The following is a 17,557-nucleotide window of genomic DNA, read 5'->3' as shown; positions in this document are numbered from 1 at the left end:
CGTTGCACGTTCACACCGCTGCACGGTCGAACGCGTCGTGGGGCGACGGCATCACCGTTCCGCCCCGATGTTCCACGTGAAACACAGACCGGGGAAGAGGCACTCGTTGAGTTCATCCACTGACTACGACGCGTCAACACCCCTGGCGCGCGAGATCGCCGATCTCAACCGGCGCCGACGCGCGATCGCCACGCAGCAGTTCCCGCTGCCCGAGAAGACCCGTGTCTTCACGGTGTCGAACCAGAAGGGTGGCGTCGGGAAGACGACCACCACGGTCAACCTCGCAGCGGCTCTCGCACACGGTGGCGCGCGGGTGCTCGTCATCGACCTCGACCCGCAGGGCAACGCTTCCACCGCCCTCGGCATCGACCACCAGGCTGAGGTGGCGAGCATCTACGACGTCATCGTCGACGAGGCGCCCATGGCGGACACCGTGCAGCGCTCCCCCGAGTCCGAGACGCTCTGGTGCGTCCCGGCAACCATCCACCTCGCAGGGGCCGAGATCGAACTCGTCTCACTCGTCGCCCGCGAGCAGCGCCTGCGTACTGCTCTCGACGAGTACCTCGCGTCCGTCGAGGAACCGTTCCACTACGTCTTCATCGACTGCCCGCCGTCGCTCGGGCTCCTCACGATCAACGCGTTCGTGGCGGCCAAGGAAGTCCTCATCCCGATCCAGTGCGAGTACTACGCGCTCGAGGGACTGAGCCAGCTGCTGCGGAACATCGAACTCATCGAGCGGCACCTCAACCCGCACCTTGCTGTGTCGACGATCCTCCTGACCATGTACGACGGTCGGACGAACCTGGCGAATCAGGTCGCCAACGAAGTGCGCACACACTTCGGCGACCAAGTCCTGCAGGCGATGATCCCGCGGTCAGTCCGTGTGAGCGAAGCGCCCAGCTACGGCCAGAGTGTGGTGTCGTACGACGTCAACTCCACCGGCTCGCTCTCCTACCTGGAGGCCGCTGCCGAGATCGCAGAACGAGGAGCGAAAGCCTGATGGCACCCAAGCGGACCGGACTTGGGCGCGGTATCGGCGCCCTCATCCCCACGACGAACGAGCAGCAGGAGCGGCCCGTCGACGTCTTCTTCCCCTCGGGTGGGACCTCGGCAGCCGACACCTCCGGTGGAGTGACCGGAGCCGGGACCGCGGAGGAGCTGCTCGCGGTTCCGGGCGCGCGCCTGGCGAACCTCAACCCGCTGGACATCGTGCCGAACGCGCAGCAGCCGCGGAAGGAGTTCCGCGAAGAAGAGCTGCAGGAACTCGTCCACTCGATCCGCGAGATCGGGCTCCTCCAGCCGATCGTCGTTCGACCGATCACCGGTGCCGCGGGTACGGCTCCCCAGTACGAGCTCATCATGGGTGAGCGCCGTCTCCGTGCCACGAAGGAACTCGGCCTCGCGACGATCCCGGCGATTGTCAAGGAGACACCGGACGACGCGATGCTGCGGGACGCCCTGCTGGAGAACCTGCACCGCGCCCAGTTGAACCCGCTGGAAGAGGCTTCTGCCTACCAGCAGCTGCTCGCAGACTTCGGCATCACGCAGGAGCAGCTCGGGCAGCGGATCGGGCGTTCGCGCCCGCAGATCACGAACACGATCCGTCTGCTGCGCTTGCCCTCCCCCGTCCAGCGCCGCGTCGCCGCGGGCGTTCTGTCGGCAGGTCACGCTCGAGCGATCCTCGCCGCCCCGGATGCTGAGGCCATGGAGTACCTGGCAGAGAAGATCGTCAACGAAGACCTGTCGGTGCGGGCCGCAGAGGCGATCGCGCAGCAGCTCTCCTCGAAGACGCCGGCCAAGACCCCGGCGGGGCCGTCGAAGCGCCAGGTGCACTTCAACGACATGGCCGAGCGACTTGGTGATCGGCTGAACACTCGGGTCAAGATCGCGGTCGGCGCCCGGAAGGGTTCTGTGACCATCGACTTCGCGAACCCGGACGATCTGTCGCGGATCCTGGGCGAACTCGGGATCCAGGACGTGGCCGGCTAGCCAGGTCCCCGCCAGCGGCGTTGTGCGGCTCTCTGAGCGCACGGCAGTGACCGGATGAGTGCCGGTGAGGGTCCGACTCGATTCGCCCGGCAGCGGGCAGCAGGGCGTCTGGGTGTACAGCCGGGTCGACGGTCTTGGCATGCCGCCGCTGTGGAACCGTTAGTCGGACCATTCGCGCCTTCCGGCGTGATCGCCCGCGGGTACAGGTTCCACGTGGAACAGTCTGGCCAGCTTCCTGTAACCGCTTGCTTGTGCGTGGTCGGCTGAACGGAACCATCGCGGTCTGCATGCTCGATCTCCACGGCGGGTGTGCTCTCCGCCAGGTCTACGATCCAGCAGATCAGGACCTCCCGCGCAGGCCTATGCCTACATGCGCCCGGATGCGGCAACGGAGTGCGATGTTCCACGTGGAACATCGCTGACCAGACGCGATGATGCGATCCCGGCCCGATGCAGGCAGTCACAGGACTCGAGAGCATCCTGATTGACCGACGACGGGTGCCCGCGGATCAACTCCCCCCCGCAAGGCGTTGAGGCAGTCCGCCGTCGGGCTCACGGCGGCCCTCCGGAGCACTGTCTGCGAGCCCCTCCAGAGCCGCCCTAACGCGCGTGCCTGGCGGACTGGTATCGAGATTCGCTCCGTCGTGAGTGCCGACCCCCACCGCGAAGCGTCCGAACCCGCCGCATAGACGGTCCAGACCCTCAGCGATCCGCGTGTTCAGCGCTGAACGCCATCGCGAAGAGGAGCGAGCCGTAGGCTGACGGAGGGTCCATCGGGTCCGTTCCATCGGACCAGGACCAGGTGCCAGAGGCCTGGGGTCGTGCGCGATGGGTCGATCAGCCGATTCGCCCCCAGTACGACCAGACGGTCACGAACGGACCAGAACTTCGGTGTGTCGCCAAGGGCTGCGATGTCCTGCGACGGGTCGACGACATCAGCGAGGTCGATGCCGGCCGGTGTCCGACGCAGCGGCATCGTGCAGGTCGACGATCCCGAACACTTCGACGTCGGGCTCGATGATCTCCTGAGCTGCGGAGCGCGCTGCCTCGTGCGCGATCATCGCGGCGATGACTCCGTCGACCAATGAGCTCAGGTACAGCGTCGGCTCGTGCAGTCTCGAGTACCGGCCAGCAGAGCGTGAACCCGAGAGTGCGTACTCGCGGTGAACCGCGTTGATGGCAGGGGAGAAGGTGCCGCGCACGACTGGGGCAGAGACTGGGTCGCGGTCCCGGTCACCTCGACAGGCTCCCGCGAGATGTCGACCCTGGCCTCGGTAGAAGGACGACCGGGCCTCGCTACGCGATGTGCGGACCAGAGAACCATGTTCCACGTGGAACATCCGCCGCCGTGATCGCGCGCCGGCGCAGGTCAGGCCGAGTGGTCCCGGATGGCCTGCTCGGCGAGTTCGGCGTACGTCCAACCGAGGTCGAACCCCGAGGCCGACAACGCCTGCGGCACGAGCGACGTCTCCGTGAGCCCTGGCAGCACGTTCACCTCGAGGAACCACGGCGTCCCAGCGCCGTCGACGATCAGGTCCACCCGCGAGACATGACGCAGGCCGAGTGCGCGGTGCGCCAGGACTGCAGCAGCGGAAGCCGCCTGCGATTGCTCCTCGCTGAGACGAGCCGGCGTGAAGAACGTCGTCTCCCCCGCGTTGTACCGCGCTTCGTACCCGTAGAACCCGTTCCGCGGGACGATCTCCACCGGTGACAGTGCGAGCGGCCCGTCGCCGGTGTCGATGATCCCGACGGCGATCTCCGTCCCACGGATCAGCTGCTCGACGACGGCGTCCTCGCAGTACGTGTACGCCGCCACCATCGCACGGGGCAGATCGTCCACGTTGTCGACGAGCGTGACGCCCTGCGCGCTGCCACCCCGGGCCGGCTTCACCGCGAGCGGGACCGGGTGCTCCGAGGCGATGGCCTGCAGGACACCGACGGCGCCGAGTTCACGGAAGACGTCGTGCGACAGGGTGATCGACCGCGGAGTGCGAACACCGGCACGGGAAACGAGCGCGGAGGCGGTGGGCTTGTACCATGCCAGTCGAGCGGAGGTGGACCGGGACCCGACGTACGGAATGTCCAGGGCCTCAAGGATGCCGCGCAGCGCGCCGTCCTCACCCGATGCGCCGTGCAGCGCCGGCCACACCACGTCCGGGCGGTCGGCAGCCAATGCCGGCAGCAGGGAGGCGTCGGCGTCGCGCAGGTCGACCTGCCAGCCGTAGCCGGTCAACGAGTCCGCGACCCGGCGACCGGAGCGCAGCGAGATGTCCCGCTCGTGGGAGATCCCCCCGGCGACGACGACGACGTGACGGCGGGCGAACTCAGCCATGGTGCGATCCTCTGCGGATGGTGTCTGGAACGTGCGAAAGCCCAGGTCAGGGCATGTTGGGCTGCGGCGAACTGACGGTGGAGGTACTCACCGAGGAGCTCGACCGGCTGGCCGACCCGAAGGTCTCGACGAGCTCGAGTTCGTCGTTGACCACCGAGGCGAGCCGCTTCACGCCGACCCGGATCTGCTCGGGCGTCGGGTAGCAGAACGACAGTCGGATGTTGCCGGCTCCGCGGCCGTCGGCGAAGAACGCGGTACCGGGTGTGTAGGCCACGAGCTCCTTGACGGCGCGCGGCAGCATCCCCTTCGAGTCCAGGGACTCGGGCAGGGTGAGCCACACGAAGAACCCGCCGTTCGGCACGGTCCAGCTGAGGTCCGGCAGGAACTCCCCCAGTGCGGACAGCATCGCGTCCCGGCGCTCGGCGTAGATGCCGCGGAAGGTGTCGACCTGCCCCTTCCAGTCGGCGGCGTCGAGGTAGGCGTTGACGACGTACTGGCCGAACGAGTTCGGCGCGAGGACCGCGGACTCGTTGGCGAGCACGAGCTTCTCGCGGATGGCGTGCGGGGCGAGGGCCCAGCCGACGCGGAACCCGGGCGCGAGGGTCTTCGAGAACGAGCCGAGGTAGACCACACCCTCGTCGTCGATCGAGCGGATCGCCTGCGGTGCGGGCTCGTCGAACCAGAGCAGTCCGTACGGGTTGTCCTCGAGCACCAGGATGTTGTTCGACCGGCAGATGTCGAGCACCTCGATGCGGCGCTCGCGGCTCATCGTCACCCCGGCCGGGTTGTGGAAGTTCGGGATCGTGTAGAGGAACTTCATGCGCTTGCCAGCAGCCCGCAGACGGGCGATCGTCTCGCGCAGCGCCTCCGGGACCAGTCCGAGCTCGTCGGTCGCCACGTGGACCGTCTCGGCCTGGTACGACCGGAACACACCGATGGCGCCGACGTAGGACGGGGACTCGGCCAGGACGACGTCGCCCGGGTCGATGAACAGCCGCGTGACGAGGTCCAGGGCGTGCTGGGACCCCGTGGTCACCACGACGTCCTCGGCGCTGGCTCGGATGCCCTCGAGGGACATGACGTCGACGATGTGCTCGCGGAGGGAGCGCAGACCCTGTCCACCGCCGTACTGCAGCGCCATCGCGGCGTCCTCGGCCATCACGCGGTCGATGGAGCCGGTGACGAGTTCACGGGGCAGCGCGGAGACGAAGGGCATGCCACCGGCGAGGGAGACCACCTCGGGCCGCGACGCGACGGCGAACAGCGCTCGGACCTCGGAGGCGCTCAGCCCGGCGGTGCGCTGGGCGTAGGAGTCGTACCAGGGGTCGAGACTGTTGCCGTTCGTCATCGAGTTTCCTCCACTCGGTCGTTCTCGCCACAGTACGACATGCAGCCGGGCATCCGTCGCTGTGGGTCACAGGCCGATCGGCGATCCGTGGCCTGGTGCCGGCCTGGAGGCCCACCCAGCGTCCGCCGGGTCGGCGGACGTGGGACGGGCCTCCAGACAGGCGAACGCCCCGCCCTCCGATGGAATGGAGGACGGGGCGTCCGGGTCTGTGCGACGGATCCTTACGCGAGGAAGTCCGCGAGGTCGGCCTCGAGGGCCGGCTTCGGCTTGGCGCCGATGACGGTCTTGACGACCTCGCCGCCCTTGAACACCTTCATCGCCGGGATCGACGTGATCTGGTAGTTCATGGCCGACTGGGGGTTGTCGTCGACGTTCAGCTTGACGATCTCGATCTTGTCGGCGTGCTCCGCGGCGATCTGGTCGAGGATCGGCGAGACCGCGCGACACGGGCCGCACCACTCGGCCCAGAAGTCGACGAGGATCGTCTTGTCGGACTTGAGGACTTCGGCCTCGAACGTGGCGTCGGTCACTGCCTTTGCGCTGGACATGTTTGCTCCTTCGACGGGAAGTCGGTTCGGTGTGGTGAACGAGGACGCAGCGACGTGCATTCCCGTGGCGTGCAGGGCCGGGGTCAGACCCGGGCGGTGACGTCGATGATGGCCTCGGTCGGGGTGACGCCCTCGGCCTGGTCGGTCAGCTCGTGGTCGAGGTCCGCCAGGAACTTCTCGGCGTCGAGCGCTGCGACCGCACCGGAACCGGCGGCGGTGATCGCCTGGCGGTAGGTCGGGTCGAGCACGTCACCGGCGATGAAGACACCCGGGACGCCGACGGCGCGGGACGAACGACCCTCCACCGCGAGCGTGCCGTCGGGGGCGATCTCGAGCTGCTGGTGGACGAGGTGCGTGCGCGGGTCGTTGCCGATCGCGATGAACAGGCCGTCGAGGGCGAGCGAGGACTCTTCGCCGGTGACGGTGTCCTTGAGCGTGACGCCCTCGACCGCGGAGTCACCCGTGATGCCGGTGACCTCCTTGTTCCAGGCGAACTCGATCTTCGGGTCGTTCATCGCGCGGTCCTGCATGATCTTCGACGCACGCAGGGAGTCCTTGCGGTGGATGACCGTCACCTTGTCGGCGAAGCGGGTGAGGAACGTGGCCTCTTCCATCGCGGAGTCGCCGCCGCCGACGACGGCGATGTTCTTCTGACGGAAGAAGAAGCCGTCGCACGTGGCGCACCAGGAGACGCCGTGGCCGGAGAGGCGCTCTTCGTCGGCGAGGCCCAGGTGGCGGTACGCCGAGCCGGTGGCGTAGATGACCGTGAGGGCTTCGTACGTCTCGCCGGAGCCGACCGTGACCTTCTTGACCTGACCGGTGAGGTCGACCGAGACGGCGTCGTCGTACAGGACCTCGGCGCCGAACTTCTCGGCCTGTTCCTGCATCTTGATCATGAGGTCGGGGCCCTGGACACCCTCGGGGAAGCCCGGGAAGTTCTCGACCTCGGTCGTCTTGGTGAGTTCGCCGCCGGTCTCGACACTCGAGGCGACGATGAGCGGCTTCAGCTCAGCGCGCGCGGCGTAGATGCCGGCCGTGAACCCGGCAGGACCGGAACCGATGATGATGAGCTCGCGCATGCGTGATTGCCCTTCCGTTGCTTGCTGACCGGGTCAACCAATGGTACCGGCGTGCCATTCCCGCAGCCTGGCTCTGCGGTCAGCGTCCCAGACGTGCGCGCACGAGGTCCACGGCGCTGCGGATCTCGGCGTTGCGCAGGAAGACCAGCACCCCGAAGTACACCGCCACCATGACGACCCCGCCGAGGACGACGGTGATCAGCGCGCTGGTGAAGTCCGCCATCGCGAAGCCGTCCGCACGGAAGGCGCCGAAGAAGTTCACGACGACCAGGCCGACGACGCCGGCGACGACCGCCGCGACGACGAACTGCAGGTGCGAGCGGGTGACGATCGGACCCTCGATGCCGTGCAGCCGACGACGGACGACGACGAGGGCGACGACGGTCTGTGCGGACCCGGCGATGGTCGTGCACGCCGCGACGGCGACGCCGATGACGTTGCCGGGCAGGGTCGTGACGGCGAGGGCCCCGATGACGAAGAGCCCGGACTGCACGAGCTGCATGAGGAACGGGGTGCGGTGGTCGTGCATCGCCCAGAAGACCCGCTGGATGATGAAGAGCATGCTGAACAGCACCAGGCCCGGCATGTAGGCGAGCAGCACGGCGCCGATCGACAGGGCGCCGTCGAAGGTGTTCGCGAACATCCGGCCGAACGGCACCGCGACGACCATCAGCGCCACCGACGAGAACACGGTGAACAGGCCGACGATCCGGAGCGACAGGGACAGGTTGCGCCGGACGGCGGCCAGGTCACCGCGTTCGGCGTCGTGGCTCATCCGGGTGAAGTAGGCGGTGGCGATGGACACGGCGATGATCGAGTGCGGCAGCATGAACAGCAGCCAGGCGTTCTGCAGCACGGCGTTGCCGGCGTCTCCCGATCCGAGCGACGCGACGCGGGACTGCACGATGCCGGCGAGCTGCGTGACGAGGATCATCGCGAACAGCCAGCCCGCGGCGGTGCCGGTGGCCTTGAGGCCGACCCCGCGCCACCGGAAGTCCGGTCGGAAGGTCAGGCCGGCGCGCTTCCAGAAGAACGGCAGGAAGGCGGCCTGCGCGAGGACGCCCAGGGACGCGCTGCCGGCGAGCACCGCGATCTTCAGCGGCGTCCAGTCGTCGGTACCGGAGTTCACCGCGCGGGTGCCGAACATCGCGATGAACACGATGAGGCCCGAGATGGCGATGACGTTGTTGATGAGGGGCGCCCACGTGAACGGTCCGAACACCTGCTTGGCGTTGAGGACCTCCCCGAGCAGCGAGTAGACCGCGTAGAACAGGATCTGCGGCAGGCACCAGAACGCGAATGCGACGGCCAGGTCGGTGGTGGCGGGCGCGAAGCCCTTGCCGTCGTGGGCCTGCGCCGAGTACAGGCGGACCAGCAGTGGCGCGAGCAGGGTGGCGACGATCGTGATGACGACGAAGGCCGAGCCGCCGAGGGTCACGATCTTGTTGACGTAGGCGCGCCCACCGTCGCTGTCCTGCGACATCGAACGCACGATCTGCGGGATGAGCACGGCGGACAGCAGGCCGCCGGCGATGAGCGCGTAGATGTTGTTCGGCAGCTGGTTCGACACCGCGAACGCGTCGGCAGACGGCGAGTTCGTCTGGCCGATGGCGTAGGCGAGCACGAAGGTCTTCGCGAACCCGAGCAGGCGGGAGATCATCGTCCCCGCTGCCAACATGGCGCTGGCCCGGCCGAGACCGCGCCCCTCGCCCTGCTCGGCGTCGACGTCGGCGCTGGGCGGGGTGGTGCTGATGATCGGCTCCTCGTGGTGCTGGCGGTCACGTCGGGCGTCACGGGCGTCACGGGCGTCACGGGCGTCGGGGGCGTCCGGTGCGGACGGGAGGCTCGCCGCCACTCCGGCACGGGCGATCGCGTCCTCGAGACGGTCGCCGTCGGCACCGACGGTGTCGGCCCCGGAACCGGCCACGGCGACGGCGGTGGCTGCGCCGGGGACGGGAGTCGTGCCTCCCGGCCGGGAGGTGGCGACGGGTTCGTCGGCGGGTGCCGCGACGGTGGACGGGACGGCAGCGGCGGACACGGTCTCGCCCGGTCCGGGCGGCTGGACCTCGAGCAGTCGGTTCGGGTCGTCGTCCTCCGGTTCGGGTTCGCCGTTCCGACGACGCAGTCGACGGCGGACGTTGCGGAGGATCCCCAGGCCGAAGACCGCGACCACGGCGATGGCGGCGACCGCGGTGATGACGGTCTCCCACTGTGCCTGCACGTTGATCTCGACCGTCGCCGGCGTGGCGATCCGGGCACCGGTGCGACTGGTCAGGGCCATCGACAGGGCGACCTTGCCGTTCGCGACCGACTGCACCGGGAAGGTGGTGCGGGTCGAGGAGCGGGGCTGGATGGTGACCTCGACGGCGTTCCGCTCGATGCGCAGGAACGAGTTCGACGGGGTGACCGTCAGGAACACCGTGACCGGCCAGTCGGATCGGTTCCGCACCGAGATCGGCAGCGAGGAGCGGTCGCCGAGCAGTGTGATGTCGCTCGAGTTGACGATGCCGACGCTGCGGATGGTCTTCTCGTGGGCTGCCGCGATCCGGTCGACCTGCTCGGTCAGCCCGTCGGTGTCGGCGCGCCAGGCGTTCGAGGCTGCGGCGAGCGTGGTGAGGCGTGCCGGAGCGGTGACCTGCGCCGGGTCGGTGACGGCGCTGGCGAAGTCGACGAGTGCCTGCTCGGAGCGGACCAGGCGGCGGAGCACCGTCAGGCGGTCGTCTCCGTCGTCGCTGCTCTGCAGGGTGAGCGAGCCCGCTTTCGCGTCGACGACAGTGGAGAAGTCCGTCGGCGCGATCCAGGGCGTGCTCTCGAGGGCCCGGAGCGACTGCTCGAGGCGCGTGGAGTCCGTCGGCCAGGACCGGTCGAGGGTCAGCAGGAGCGGACCGGTGGCGGTGCCCTGGACGGCGATCGTGGCGAGGGTCGCACGGAGCCGTGACATCGCGGTCTCGTAGGCGATCGGGGTCCGGGCCTCGGCCGCGTCGCGGAGCAGGTCGGACATCGCCTGGTCGGAGACGAGCGCGCCGGCGGAGCCGATCTGTTCGGCGGCGGCGACCGTGGTGCTGCCCCCGGCCGAGGTGTTCGCGCTCGACAGGATCGTGGAGCGGTAGCCGGCGTCGCCGAGGGCGGGGAGGTCGGCGGCGGCGACGGTGCCCTCGACCGGCCACGCGACGGTGTCCGTGCTCCAGGGGAAGGACACGAGCGAGGCCGACGTGGGGATGGTGGCGCCGACGCCCGTGCCGGCGTCCGTGGTGCCGTCGTCCGGGGTGGCGGTGTCGCTCGGCGCGGTGGCACCGTCGGCCGGCTCCTGCGTGCTGCTGCCCTGGTCGGCGGGGCCCTGTGTCGGGTCGGTCGCCGGGTCCGTCGCGGTGCTGCTCGGGGTCGGGCTGGGCGTCGCGCCGGGGAACCGGTCGGCGTCGACCGCGGCGGCGATGGCCTGGTCGAAGGAGATCGGTGCGGCGATGCCCGGCAGGCCGGCCTGGCGGAGCCCGGTGACGTCGGCGTCGGCGTACGAGAGCGGGAACTTCTCGTTCCGGAGGCCCTCGAGCCGGTCGAGCCACGCGGTCGCGCTGCTCGGGGCGTCGTCGCCGAGGACCCGGATCGACGCGATGATCCGCGGGTCGACGGCCAGGGCGACGCTGTGGCCCTCGGCGGCGTCGAGCTGCTGGGTGAGCGTGCCGTCGAGGGCGGTGTCCGCCGCGAGGGTGTTGGCGCTGAGCAGGCCGTCCGCGGTCGCCGGGACGGTGACGGGCATCGCGACCGCGACGTCGACGGGGGCCGGGTCGACGCCGGGGTTCCACGTGAAGGCGGAACGTCCGACGGCGACGGTCGACCCGGCGACGTAGGACGCGGCGATGCGTCGGGCGCCGAAGGGGTTCAGGGTGCCGAGGCGCACGTCGGCGAAGGGCACGGAGATCGAGTCGACGGTGACCGATCGGTGCGCCGGGACCGCCGGGATCGTCACGTCGTCCATGGGCTCGCCGGGGTAACCGTCTGGGGTGGTGTCGCCGAGCCAGTCGGTGAGGATGTCCCGCGTACCCACCACCGGCCGGATGATGTCCAGGTCGGCGCGGCCCGCGGGCAGGGCGGTGTCGGTGTCGTTCGTCACCGTGAGCGTCAGGGACAGGTCGTCGCCGAGGTCGAGGACACCGCGGCCGCCGGGCGTGAGCTGGACCGACGTGGTGCCGGCCTGGGCCGCGGCCGGGGCGGCGGGTCGGGAACTGGTGGCGGCGTCGGCGACGTCCACCGCGGACGGCGCGATGACCAGACCGGTGGCGACCAGGGCGGACGCGGCGGCGGCGAGCACGGTACGGAGAATCTGCATGTGGGAGGGCCCTGGTCGGGGCGGGCCACGACGAGTGTACGAGGGGTGACCATGACAGCAGGCGAGCGCGCAGGTGCTCGCGCTCACTATCTGGGATGATCGACGGCGTCATGCAGTCCGTAGCCCAGGCCGTCGAGCGACTCGACGCACTCGCCGCCACCGACACCGTCGACGTCCTCGCACGGGCGTTCGCCGCAGCCGGTCACGAGCTCGCCCTCGTCGGCGGGCCCGTCCGCGACGCCTTCCTCGGTCGCCCGGTGACCGACCTCGACTTCACCACCGACGCCCGACCCGACGCCGTCCTGGCGATCGTCGAGCCCCTCGCGAGCAGCACCTGGGACGTCGGTCGCCAGTTCGGGACGATCGCCGCGATGGTCCGCGGCGAGCAGGTCGAGATCACCACGTACCGCAGTGACGTCTACGACGGCGAGACCCGCAAGCCCGAGGTCACCTTCGGCGACACCATCGAAGCGGATCTGCTCCGGCGCGACTTCACCGTCAACGCGATGGCGCTCCGACTCCCCCAGCGCGAGCTCGTCGACGTGCACGGCGGCGTCGAGGACCTGCTCGCGCAGCGCCTGGCGACCCCGCAGGCCGCACGGGTCTCGTTCCGCGACGACCCGCTCCGGATGATGCGGGCCGCCCGGTTCACCGCACAGCTCGGGTTCACCGTGTCCGAGGACGTGCGCGACGCGATGACCGACCTCGCCGACTCGATCGAGAACATCTCCGCCGAGCGTGTGCGTGACGAGCTCGTGAAGCTGTTGGACACGGACGACCCGGTCGAGGGCATCCGGCTGCTGGTCGACTCCGGCATCGCCGAGCGGATCCTGCCCGAGCTCCCCGCGATGAAGCTCGAGATCGACGAGCACCACCACCACAAGGACGTGTACGAGCACTCGCTCACCGTCTTGACGCAGGCCATCGGGTACGAGGCCGAACGCCACCCCGGCGACGCCCCGGACACGGTCCTGCGCCTCGCCGCACTGCTGCACGACATCGGCAAGCCGGCGACCCGGAAGCTCGAGCCGGGCGGCGCCGTGAGCTTCCACCACCACGACCTGGTCGGCTCGAAGCTCGCGAAGAAGCGGCTCCGTGCCCTGCGCTTCGACAACGACACCATCGCCTCGGTCTCGCGCCTGATCGAGCTGCACCTGCGCTTCTTCGGCTACACCGAGGGCGCCTGGACCGACGCGGCCGTCCGCCGCTACGTCCGCGACGCCGGCGACCAGCTCGAGCGGCTGCACGAGCTCACCCGCTCGGACGTCACCACCCGGAACCGTCGGAAGGCGGACCGGCTCGGGTTCGCCTACGACGACCTGGAGGCACGGATCGCCGTCCTCGCGGAGCAGGAGGAACTCGACTCCATGCGTCCCGACCTCTCCGGGGACGACATCATGCGGATCCTCGGGATCCCGCCGGGGCGCGCGGTGGGCGAGGCGTACCGCTTCCTGCTCGAGGCGCGGATGGACGAGGGGCCCCTCGGGCCCGAGGACGCGGAGGCGCGCCTCCGCACCTGGTGGGCCACGCGCGACGCCTGACCCGTGCCTCCCGTCCGGAGAGGCGACCACCTGGCGGGCCGGCGGGCTGGCGGGCTGGCGGGCGGGCCGGCGGGCCGGCGAAACACCGGTGTTCATGCGTCCAGCCGCGGAATCACGCGGCGTGACCGACGAACACCGGTGTTTCGCGGTCTTCCCCAGGCGGTAGCGCGGCCGGGAGGCGTCCGCTAAGCTTGCGGGGTTGTGCCGGCGCACCTGCGTGCGGGCACACATGCATCAACCCTCCTGTTCCGGGAACCGCCCGGAGCCGTTCGAGACCAAAGGAGGTGGGTTCCGCATGCACCAGTACGAACTGATGGCGATCCTCGACCCCGAGATCGATGAGCGCACCGTCGCTCCCAGCCTGGACAAGTTCCTCGCGGTCATCCGCAACGACGGTGGCACCGTCGACAACGTGGACGTCTGGGGCCGTCGCCGGCTCGCTTACGAGATCGCGAAGAAGAACGAGGGCATCTACGCCGTCGTGAACTTCACGTCGTCCGCCGACTCCGCCAAGGAGCTGGACCGCCAGCTCGGTCTCTCCGAGGCCGTCCTGCGCACCAAGGTCCTCCGCGCCGAAGAGGGCATGGCCCAGGTCGCCGCGCAGAAGCAGCGCGACGAAGCCCGTGCCGCCCGCAAGGCAGCCAACGCGTCGGCCTCGGCCGCCACGACCGCGAGCGCCGAGTAGCCCGTGGCCGGCGAAACCGTCATCACGGTGGTGGGCAACCTCACCGCGGACCCGGAGCTGCGCTACACGCAGAACGGGCTCGCCGTGGCGAACTTCACCATCGCGTCGACCCCTCGCACGTTCGACCGTCAGGCGAACGAGTGGAAGGACGGCGACGCGCTGTTCCTCCGTGCGAGTGTGTGGCGCGAGTTCGCCGAGCACGTGGCGGGGTCGCTGACGAAGGGCTCGCGCGTCATCGTGCAGGGTCGTCTCCGTCAGCGTTCCTACCAGGACCGTGAGGGTCAGCAGCGGACGAGCATCGAGCTCGAGGTCGACGAGATCGGCCCCTCGCTGCGGTACGCGACCGCCCAGATCACCCGTGCACCGGGTGGCAGTGGTGGTGGCGCCGGTGGTGGCCGTGGCCAGGTCGGTGGAGGGAACTCCTCCGGCGGTGGCAACGGCGGCTACAACGGTGGCGCGTCCGCTGGCAACGGTGGCGGTCAGTCCGACGCCCCGTGGTCGCCGCAGGGTGGTCAGCAGGGTGGCGGGAACGCACAGTCGAACGACGTGTGGTCCACCCCCGGCGGCACCTACGACGACGAGACCCCGTTCTGATCCTCAGCGGTCTGACGACACAACTTCTTCTTCTCTAAGGACACACAATGGCTGGAAAGAGCACCGGCGACCGCCGGAAGCCTCGCGGTAAGGGCGGCAAGAACGCCGCTCCCGCGAAGTCGATCAAGGTCGGCGTCATCGACTACAAGGACGTTGCGACCCTTCGCAAGTTCATCTCGGAGCGTGGGAAGATCCGCGCCCGTCGCATCACCGGCGTCTCCGTCCAGGAGCAGCGCCTCATCGCCCGTGCCGTGAAGAACGCCCGTGAGATGGCGCTCCTCCCCTACGCCGGCTCCGGCCGCTGATCGGAGGTCGACGAATGTCGAAGCTCATCCTCACCCACGAGGTCTCTGGCCTCGGTTCCGCCGGTGACGTCGTCGACGTCAAGAACGGCTACGCCCGCAACTACCTGATCCCGCAGGGCTTCGCCGTGTCGTGGTCGAAGGGCGGCGAGAAGCAGATCGAGTCGATCCGTGCTGCTCGCACCGCACGCGAGCTCGCCACCATCGAAGAGGCACAGGACCTCAAGATGAAGCTCGAGAACGCCACCATCCAGCTGTCGGTCAAGGCCGGCAAGGACGGTCGTCTCTTCGGCTCCGTCCGCCCGGGTGACGTCGCTGACGCCGTCCAGGCGCAGGGCGTCGGCTCGCTCGACAAGCGCAAGGTCGAGGTCCCCGCGACCATCAAGACCGTCGGTGACCACGAGGCCACCGTGCGTCTGCGCGAGGACATCGTCGCGACCATCTCGCTGAAGGTCGTCGCCGCGAAGTAGTCCGGTCGCTGCACACGCAGCACCAGCACCGCCGGAACGGGCGGGTCTCCCCGAGTGGGAGACCCGCCCGTTTCCGTGTTCCTGCCGGGCGCGATCCTGCCCAGGCGTGCTCCTGACGAACGCTCGGTGAACAAGCGTTGCAGGCCCTCGTCCGGGGGTCGACCGCTCGGTACGTTCGACGAGGCCTCCAGTACCGGAGGTGAACGAGATCGAGAGCAGGAGCACCACATGCCCAACTTGAACGTCACCTACGGCGAGATGCAGGATGCCGCCACGCGCCTCGTCAACGGCGAGCAGGACATCACCTCGAAGCTCCGCGAGCTGAAGTCCCTCGTCGACTCGCTCATCTCCGGCGGGTACGTCACCGACCAGTCGTCCGTCGCCTTCGGCAACTCGTACCAGGAGTTCAACGACGGTGCCACGAAGACCATCGAGGGTCTCGAGGGCATGTCGATGTACCTCAACAAGGCCGCCGAGGCCCTGCAGCAGACCGACACCGAGCTCGCCAACGCCATCAAGTAGCGCACGGACTCCGGGCGGCCCGACGACGGGCCGCCCGGTCCACCTCCACCGGCACGGGCATCGATCGGGAGCACCCATGGCAGACCTCATCATCACCAGAGCCGTCCTCGAGGACTCGGCCAGCAAGCTGCAGCACATCTCGGACGAGCTCGAGCACCAGAAGTCGGACGACCGCGCCCTGACCGAGGTGTACGGCCAGCACGACGTGCAGAAGGCGATGCACGACTTCTCCGGCGACTGGAAGATCCACCGGAACAAGATGAAGGGCGCAGTGAAGGACCTGCACGAGAAGATGCAGAAGGCGACCGAGAACTTCACCGACCTCGAGCACGACCTGACCGAGAAGCTCACCACCGAGTCGCAGCCGTCCGGTGCCGACTCCGGGACGGCCGCCTGATGCCCGCCCGCGGTGGCAACTGGACCCTGGTCGGCGAGGCGTCCGACCCGATGGTCGCCGACGTCTCCGTCGTGCAGGAGCTCGTGTCGTACTACTCGACCATGGCGCAGGAGATCACCTCCGAAGCCGCGGTCCTCAAGAGCATCGGCGACGGCGACGACTCGCAGTTCAAGGGGTCGACAGCTGACGCGGTCCGCAAGAAGAGCGGCGAGGTCGCCGGGTCCCTGACGAAGCTGTCCGGACGCTACGACGCCATCCGCGATGCGTTGACGGGGTACCTGCCGGAACTCGAGCACGGTCTCGCCGAGTCGGCCGCAGCGCTGCAGGACGCCGAGAACGCCGAGGCGTCCGGCAGCCGAGCGGGTTCGATGCCCGACCCGTCGCAGGACCGCGCCGCGGACGCGCCCGCCATCACGAGCGACGAGCAGGGACAGGTCGACGCCAAGCACCGCGCGGTCGAGGGCGCGAAGGCCGACGCGGACGCCGCGACCGCCCGCCTGCGACGCTCCGTCGACGCGCTGAACGGTGCCGGCAAGGCCGCCGCCGCGACGATCCGCGCCGCCTGGGACGACGGCCTGCACGACACCCGCGGCGACAAGATCAAGGCCTTCTTCTCGAAGCTGCTGAAGATCCTGGTCAAGATCTTCACGTACATCGGCATCGCCCTGGCGGCCCTGGCGATCCTCATCCCCGGCGTCGGCATGTTCACGTTCATGGCGGCGGTCGCGGCCTCGGTGGTCCTCGTGGCGAACATCACGCTCGCGGGCATGGGCGAGGGGTCCTGGCTGGACGTCATCACCTCGGCCGTCGGACTCGTCCTGGTCGGCATGGGCGGCGCACTGACCAAGGCGGTGTCGACGCTGAAGACCGCGGGGCTGGCGAAGGGCATCCGCGGCTTCGAGAAGGTCAACGCGGCGAAGATCGAGAAGCTCCAGAACGTCCGGAGCATCCACATCAAGGACGCCCTGACCGACCCCGCTGCCGCGCGCACGGTCGGCACGATCAACCGGCACATCAACCGGCTCACCCAGGTGCGGACGGACGTGCGGACGAAGAACGTGCTCGACGGCTTCAAGGAGAAGCCGAACTGGTGGCACCCCGGCAAGACGCTCTGGAACGAGGACAAGGGCAAGTTCCGCGACGTCTTCCAGAAGGGCGACTGGCGGGCCGAGCGTCTGTTCAGCGTGGACCGGCAGAACGAGATGCTGAAGATGCAGAAGGAGATGTGGTCGAAGTACGGCGTGCAGATCGCCGCGTCGCCCACGTGGCACTCCTGGGCGTCCGGCGGCCGGGTCGTCGCGAGCTGGGGCAACACGATTATCTACGGGCAGGGGCTCAAGCCCACCGGCTTCGGTACCGACCAGCAGCGGCTGCCGGGGTACAACGAGGCCGCGAAGACGCTCACGCACGGGTTCTGACCGGCGGG

General features: G+C 69.2%; 16 protein-coding genes. 10 read left to right on the top strand and 6 right to left on the bottom strand.

Annotated elements, in window-relative coordinates; translation table 11 throughout:
* Window positions 1-67 precede the first annotated feature (67 nt).
* Together E9228_RS10935 and E9228_RS10930 are read left to right on the top strand one after the other, a co-directional pair.
* Complete coding sequence (locus tag E9228_RS10935) at window positions 68-1,000, top strand: ParA family protein (RefSeq protein ID WP_166780580.1); 933 nt, start codon at window positions 68-70, stop codon at window positions 998-1,000.
* Complete coding sequence (locus E9228_RS10930) at window positions 1,000-1,989, top strand: ParB/RepB/Spo0J family partition protein (protein ID WP_166780579.1); 990 nt, start codon at window positions 1,000-1,002, stop codon at window positions 1,987-1,989. Before E9228_RS10935 ends, E9228_RS10930 begins: the two co-directional genes overlap by 1 nt.
* A 935-nt stretch (window positions 1,990-2,924) precedes the next feature.
* On the opposite strand, the gene E9228_RS16785 is transcribed toward E9228_RS10930, so the two are convergent.
* From E9228_RS16785 to E9228_RS17105, 6 genes are all read right to left on the bottom strand, one after another.
* Entirely contained in the window at window positions 2,925-3,191 is a 267-nt protein-coding gene (locus tag E9228_RS16785) for a hypothetical protein (RefSeq protein ID WP_208385837.1), read from the bottom strand.
* A gap of 167 nt (window positions 3,192-3,358) precedes the next feature.
* Window positions 3,359-4,321 (bottom strand): D-alanine--D-alanine ligase family protein, encoded by a 963-nt coding sequence (locus E9228_RS10920; RefSeq protein ID WP_166780578.1) that lies wholly within the window; start codon window positions 4,319-4,321, stop codon window positions 3,359-3,361.
* 46 nt (window positions 4,322-4,367) lie between these two features.
* Window positions 4,368-5,669, bottom strand: coding sequence for an aminotransferase-like domain-containing protein (locus E9228_RS10915; RefSeq protein WP_166780577.1), 1,302 nt, complete (start codon window positions 5,667-5,669; stop codon window positions 4,368-4,370).
* A gap of 221 nt (window positions 5,670-5,890) precedes the next feature.
* Window positions 5,891-6,217 carry a thioredoxin gene (trxA, locus tag E9228_RS10910; RefSeq protein WP_110902894.1) on the bottom strand — a complete coding sequence of 109 codons (327 nt, stop codon included), beginning with the start codon at window positions 6,215-6,217 and terminating at the stop codon, window positions 5,891-5,893.
* Window positions 6,218-6,300: 83 nt separating this feature from the next.
* Window positions 6,301-7,296, bottom strand: coding sequence for a thioredoxin-disulfide reductase (gene trxB, locus E9228_RS10905; protein WP_166780576.1), 996 nt, complete (start codon window positions 7,294-7,296; stop codon window positions 6,301-6,303).
* A 79-nt stretch (window positions 7,297-7,375) separates the two neighbouring features.
* Entirely contained in the window at window positions 7,376-11,620 is a 4,245-nt protein-coding gene (locus tag E9228_RS17105; RefSeq protein WP_252727981.1) for a DUF6049 family protein, read from the bottom strand.
* 110 nt (window positions 11,621-11,730) lie between these two features.
* Between E9228_RS17105 and E9228_RS10895 the strand changes: the two genes are divergently transcribed.
* The 8 genes from E9228_RS10895 to E9228_RS10860 all read left to right on the top strand — a co-directional run bounded on the left by E9228_RS10895 (window position 11,731) and on the right by E9228_RS10860 (window position 17,549).
* A complete protein-coding gene (locus E9228_RS10895) occupies window positions 11,731-13,161 on the top strand; it encodes a CCA tRNA nucleotidyltransferase (protein WP_166780575.1) in 1,431 nt (476 codons plus the stop codon).
* A 295-nt stretch (window positions 13,162-13,456) separates the two neighbouring features.
* Window positions 13,457-13,846, top strand: coding sequence for a 30S ribosomal protein S6 (rpsF, locus tag E9228_RS10890; RefSeq protein ID WP_110902892.1), 390 nt, complete (start codon window positions 13,457-13,459; stop codon window positions 13,844-13,846).
* Window positions 13,847-13,849: 3 nt separating this feature from the next.
* A complete protein-coding gene (locus E9228_RS10885; protein WP_166780574.1) occupies window positions 13,850-14,440 on the top strand; it encodes a single-stranded DNA-binding protein in 591 nt (196 codons plus the stop codon).
* 47 nt (window positions 14,441-14,487) lie between these two features.
* A complete protein-coding gene (gene rpsR, locus E9228_RS10880; RefSeq protein ID WP_017887834.1) occupies window positions 14,488-14,745 on the top strand; it encodes a 30S ribosomal protein S18 in 258 nt (85 codons plus the stop codon).
* A gap of 14 nt (window positions 14,746-14,759) precedes the next feature.
* A complete protein-coding gene (gene rplI / locus E9228_RS10875) occupies window positions 14,760-15,212 on the top strand; it encodes a 50S ribosomal protein L9 (RefSeq protein ID WP_166780573.1) in 453 nt (150 codons plus the stop codon).
* A gap of 228 nt (window positions 15,213-15,440) precedes the next feature.
* Complete coding sequence (locus E9228_RS10870; RefSeq protein ID WP_111075300.1) at window positions 15,441-15,734, top strand: WXG100 family type VII secretion target; 294 nt, start codon at window positions 15,441-15,443, stop codon at window positions 15,732-15,734.
* Window positions 15,735-15,810: 76 nt separating this feature from the next.
* Entirely contained in the window at window positions 15,811-16,131 is a 321-nt protein-coding gene (locus tag E9228_RS10865; RefSeq protein WP_166780572.1) for a hypothetical protein, read from the top strand.
* Window positions 16,131-17,549, top strand: a complete 1,419-nt coding sequence (locus E9228_RS10860) for a hypothetical protein (protein WP_166780571.1) — start codon at window positions 16,131-16,133, stop codon at window positions 17,547-17,549. Before E9228_RS10865 ends, E9228_RS10860 begins: the two co-directional genes overlap by 1 nt.
* Window positions 17,550-17,557: the final 8 nt, after the last annotated feature.

This window comes from Curtobacterium salicis (genome assembly GCF_011759505.1).
Classification (GTDB): Bacteria; Actinomycetota; Actinomycetes; order Actinomycetales; family Microbacteriaceae; genus Curtobacterium; species Curtobacterium salicis.
The sequence above is the reverse complement of the archived record's forward strand: the minus strand, read 5'-3'. Positions and strand labels throughout refer to the sequence as shown.

What these genes read in the sequence shown, in the direction of transcription:
- E9228_RS10935 (WP_166780580.1), top strand. Translation starts at nt 68, where the DNA reads ATGTTCCACGTGAAACACAGACCGGGGAAGAGGCACTCGTTGAGTTCA.
- E9228_RS10930 (WP_166780579.1), top strand. Translation starts at nt 1,000, where the DNA reads ATGGCACCCAAGCGGACCGGACTTGGGCGCGGTATCGGCGCCCTCATC.
- E9228_RS10920 (WP_166780578.1), bottom strand. Translation starts at nt 4,321, where the DNA reads ATGGCTGAGTTCGCCCGCCGTCACGTCGTCGTCGTCGCCGGGGGGATC.
- E9228_RS10915 (WP_166780577.1), bottom strand. Translation starts at nt 5,669, where the DNA reads ATGACGAACGGCAACAGTCTCGACCCCTGGTACGACTCCTACGCCCAG.
- trxA (WP_110902894.1), bottom strand. Translation starts at nt 6,217, where the DNA reads ATGTCCAGCGCAAAGGCAGTGACCGACGCCACGTTCGAGGCCGAAGTC.
- trxB (WP_166780576.1), bottom strand. Translation starts at nt 7,296, where the DNA reads ATGCGCGAGCTCATCATCATCGGTTCCGGTCCTGCCGGGTTCACGGCC.
- E9228_RS17105 (WP_252727981.1), bottom strand. Translation starts at nt 11,620, where the DNA reads ATGCAGATTCTCCGTACCGTGCTCGCCGCCGCCGCGTCCGCCCTGGTC.
- E9228_RS10895 (WP_166780575.1), top strand. Translation starts at nt 11,731, where the DNA reads ATGCAGTCCGTAGCCCAGGCCGTCGAGCGACTCGACGCACTCGCCGCC.
- rpsF (WP_110902892.1), top strand. Translation starts at nt 13,457, where the DNA reads ATGCACCAGTACGAACTGATGGCGATCCTCGACCCCGAGATCGATGAG.
- rpsR (WP_017887834.1), top strand. Translation starts at nt 14,488, where the DNA reads ATGGCTGGAAAGAGCACCGGCGACCGCCGGAAGCCTCGCGGTAAGGGC.
- rplI (WP_166780573.1), top strand. Translation starts at nt 14,760, where the DNA reads ATGTCGAAGCTCATCCTCACCCACGAGGTCTCTGGCCTCGGTTCCGCC.
- E9228_RS10870 (WP_111075300.1), top strand. Translation starts at nt 15,441, where the DNA reads ATGCCCAACTTGAACGTCACCTACGGCGAGATGCAGGATGCCGCCACG.
- E9228_RS10865 (WP_166780572.1), top strand. Translation starts at nt 15,811, where the DNA reads ATGGCAGACCTCATCATCACCAGAGCCGTCCTCGAGGACTCGGCCAGC.
- E9228_RS10860 (WP_166780571.1), top strand. Translation starts at nt 16,131, where the DNA reads ATGCCCGCCCGCGGTGGCAACTGGACCCTGGTCGGCGAGGCGTCCGAC.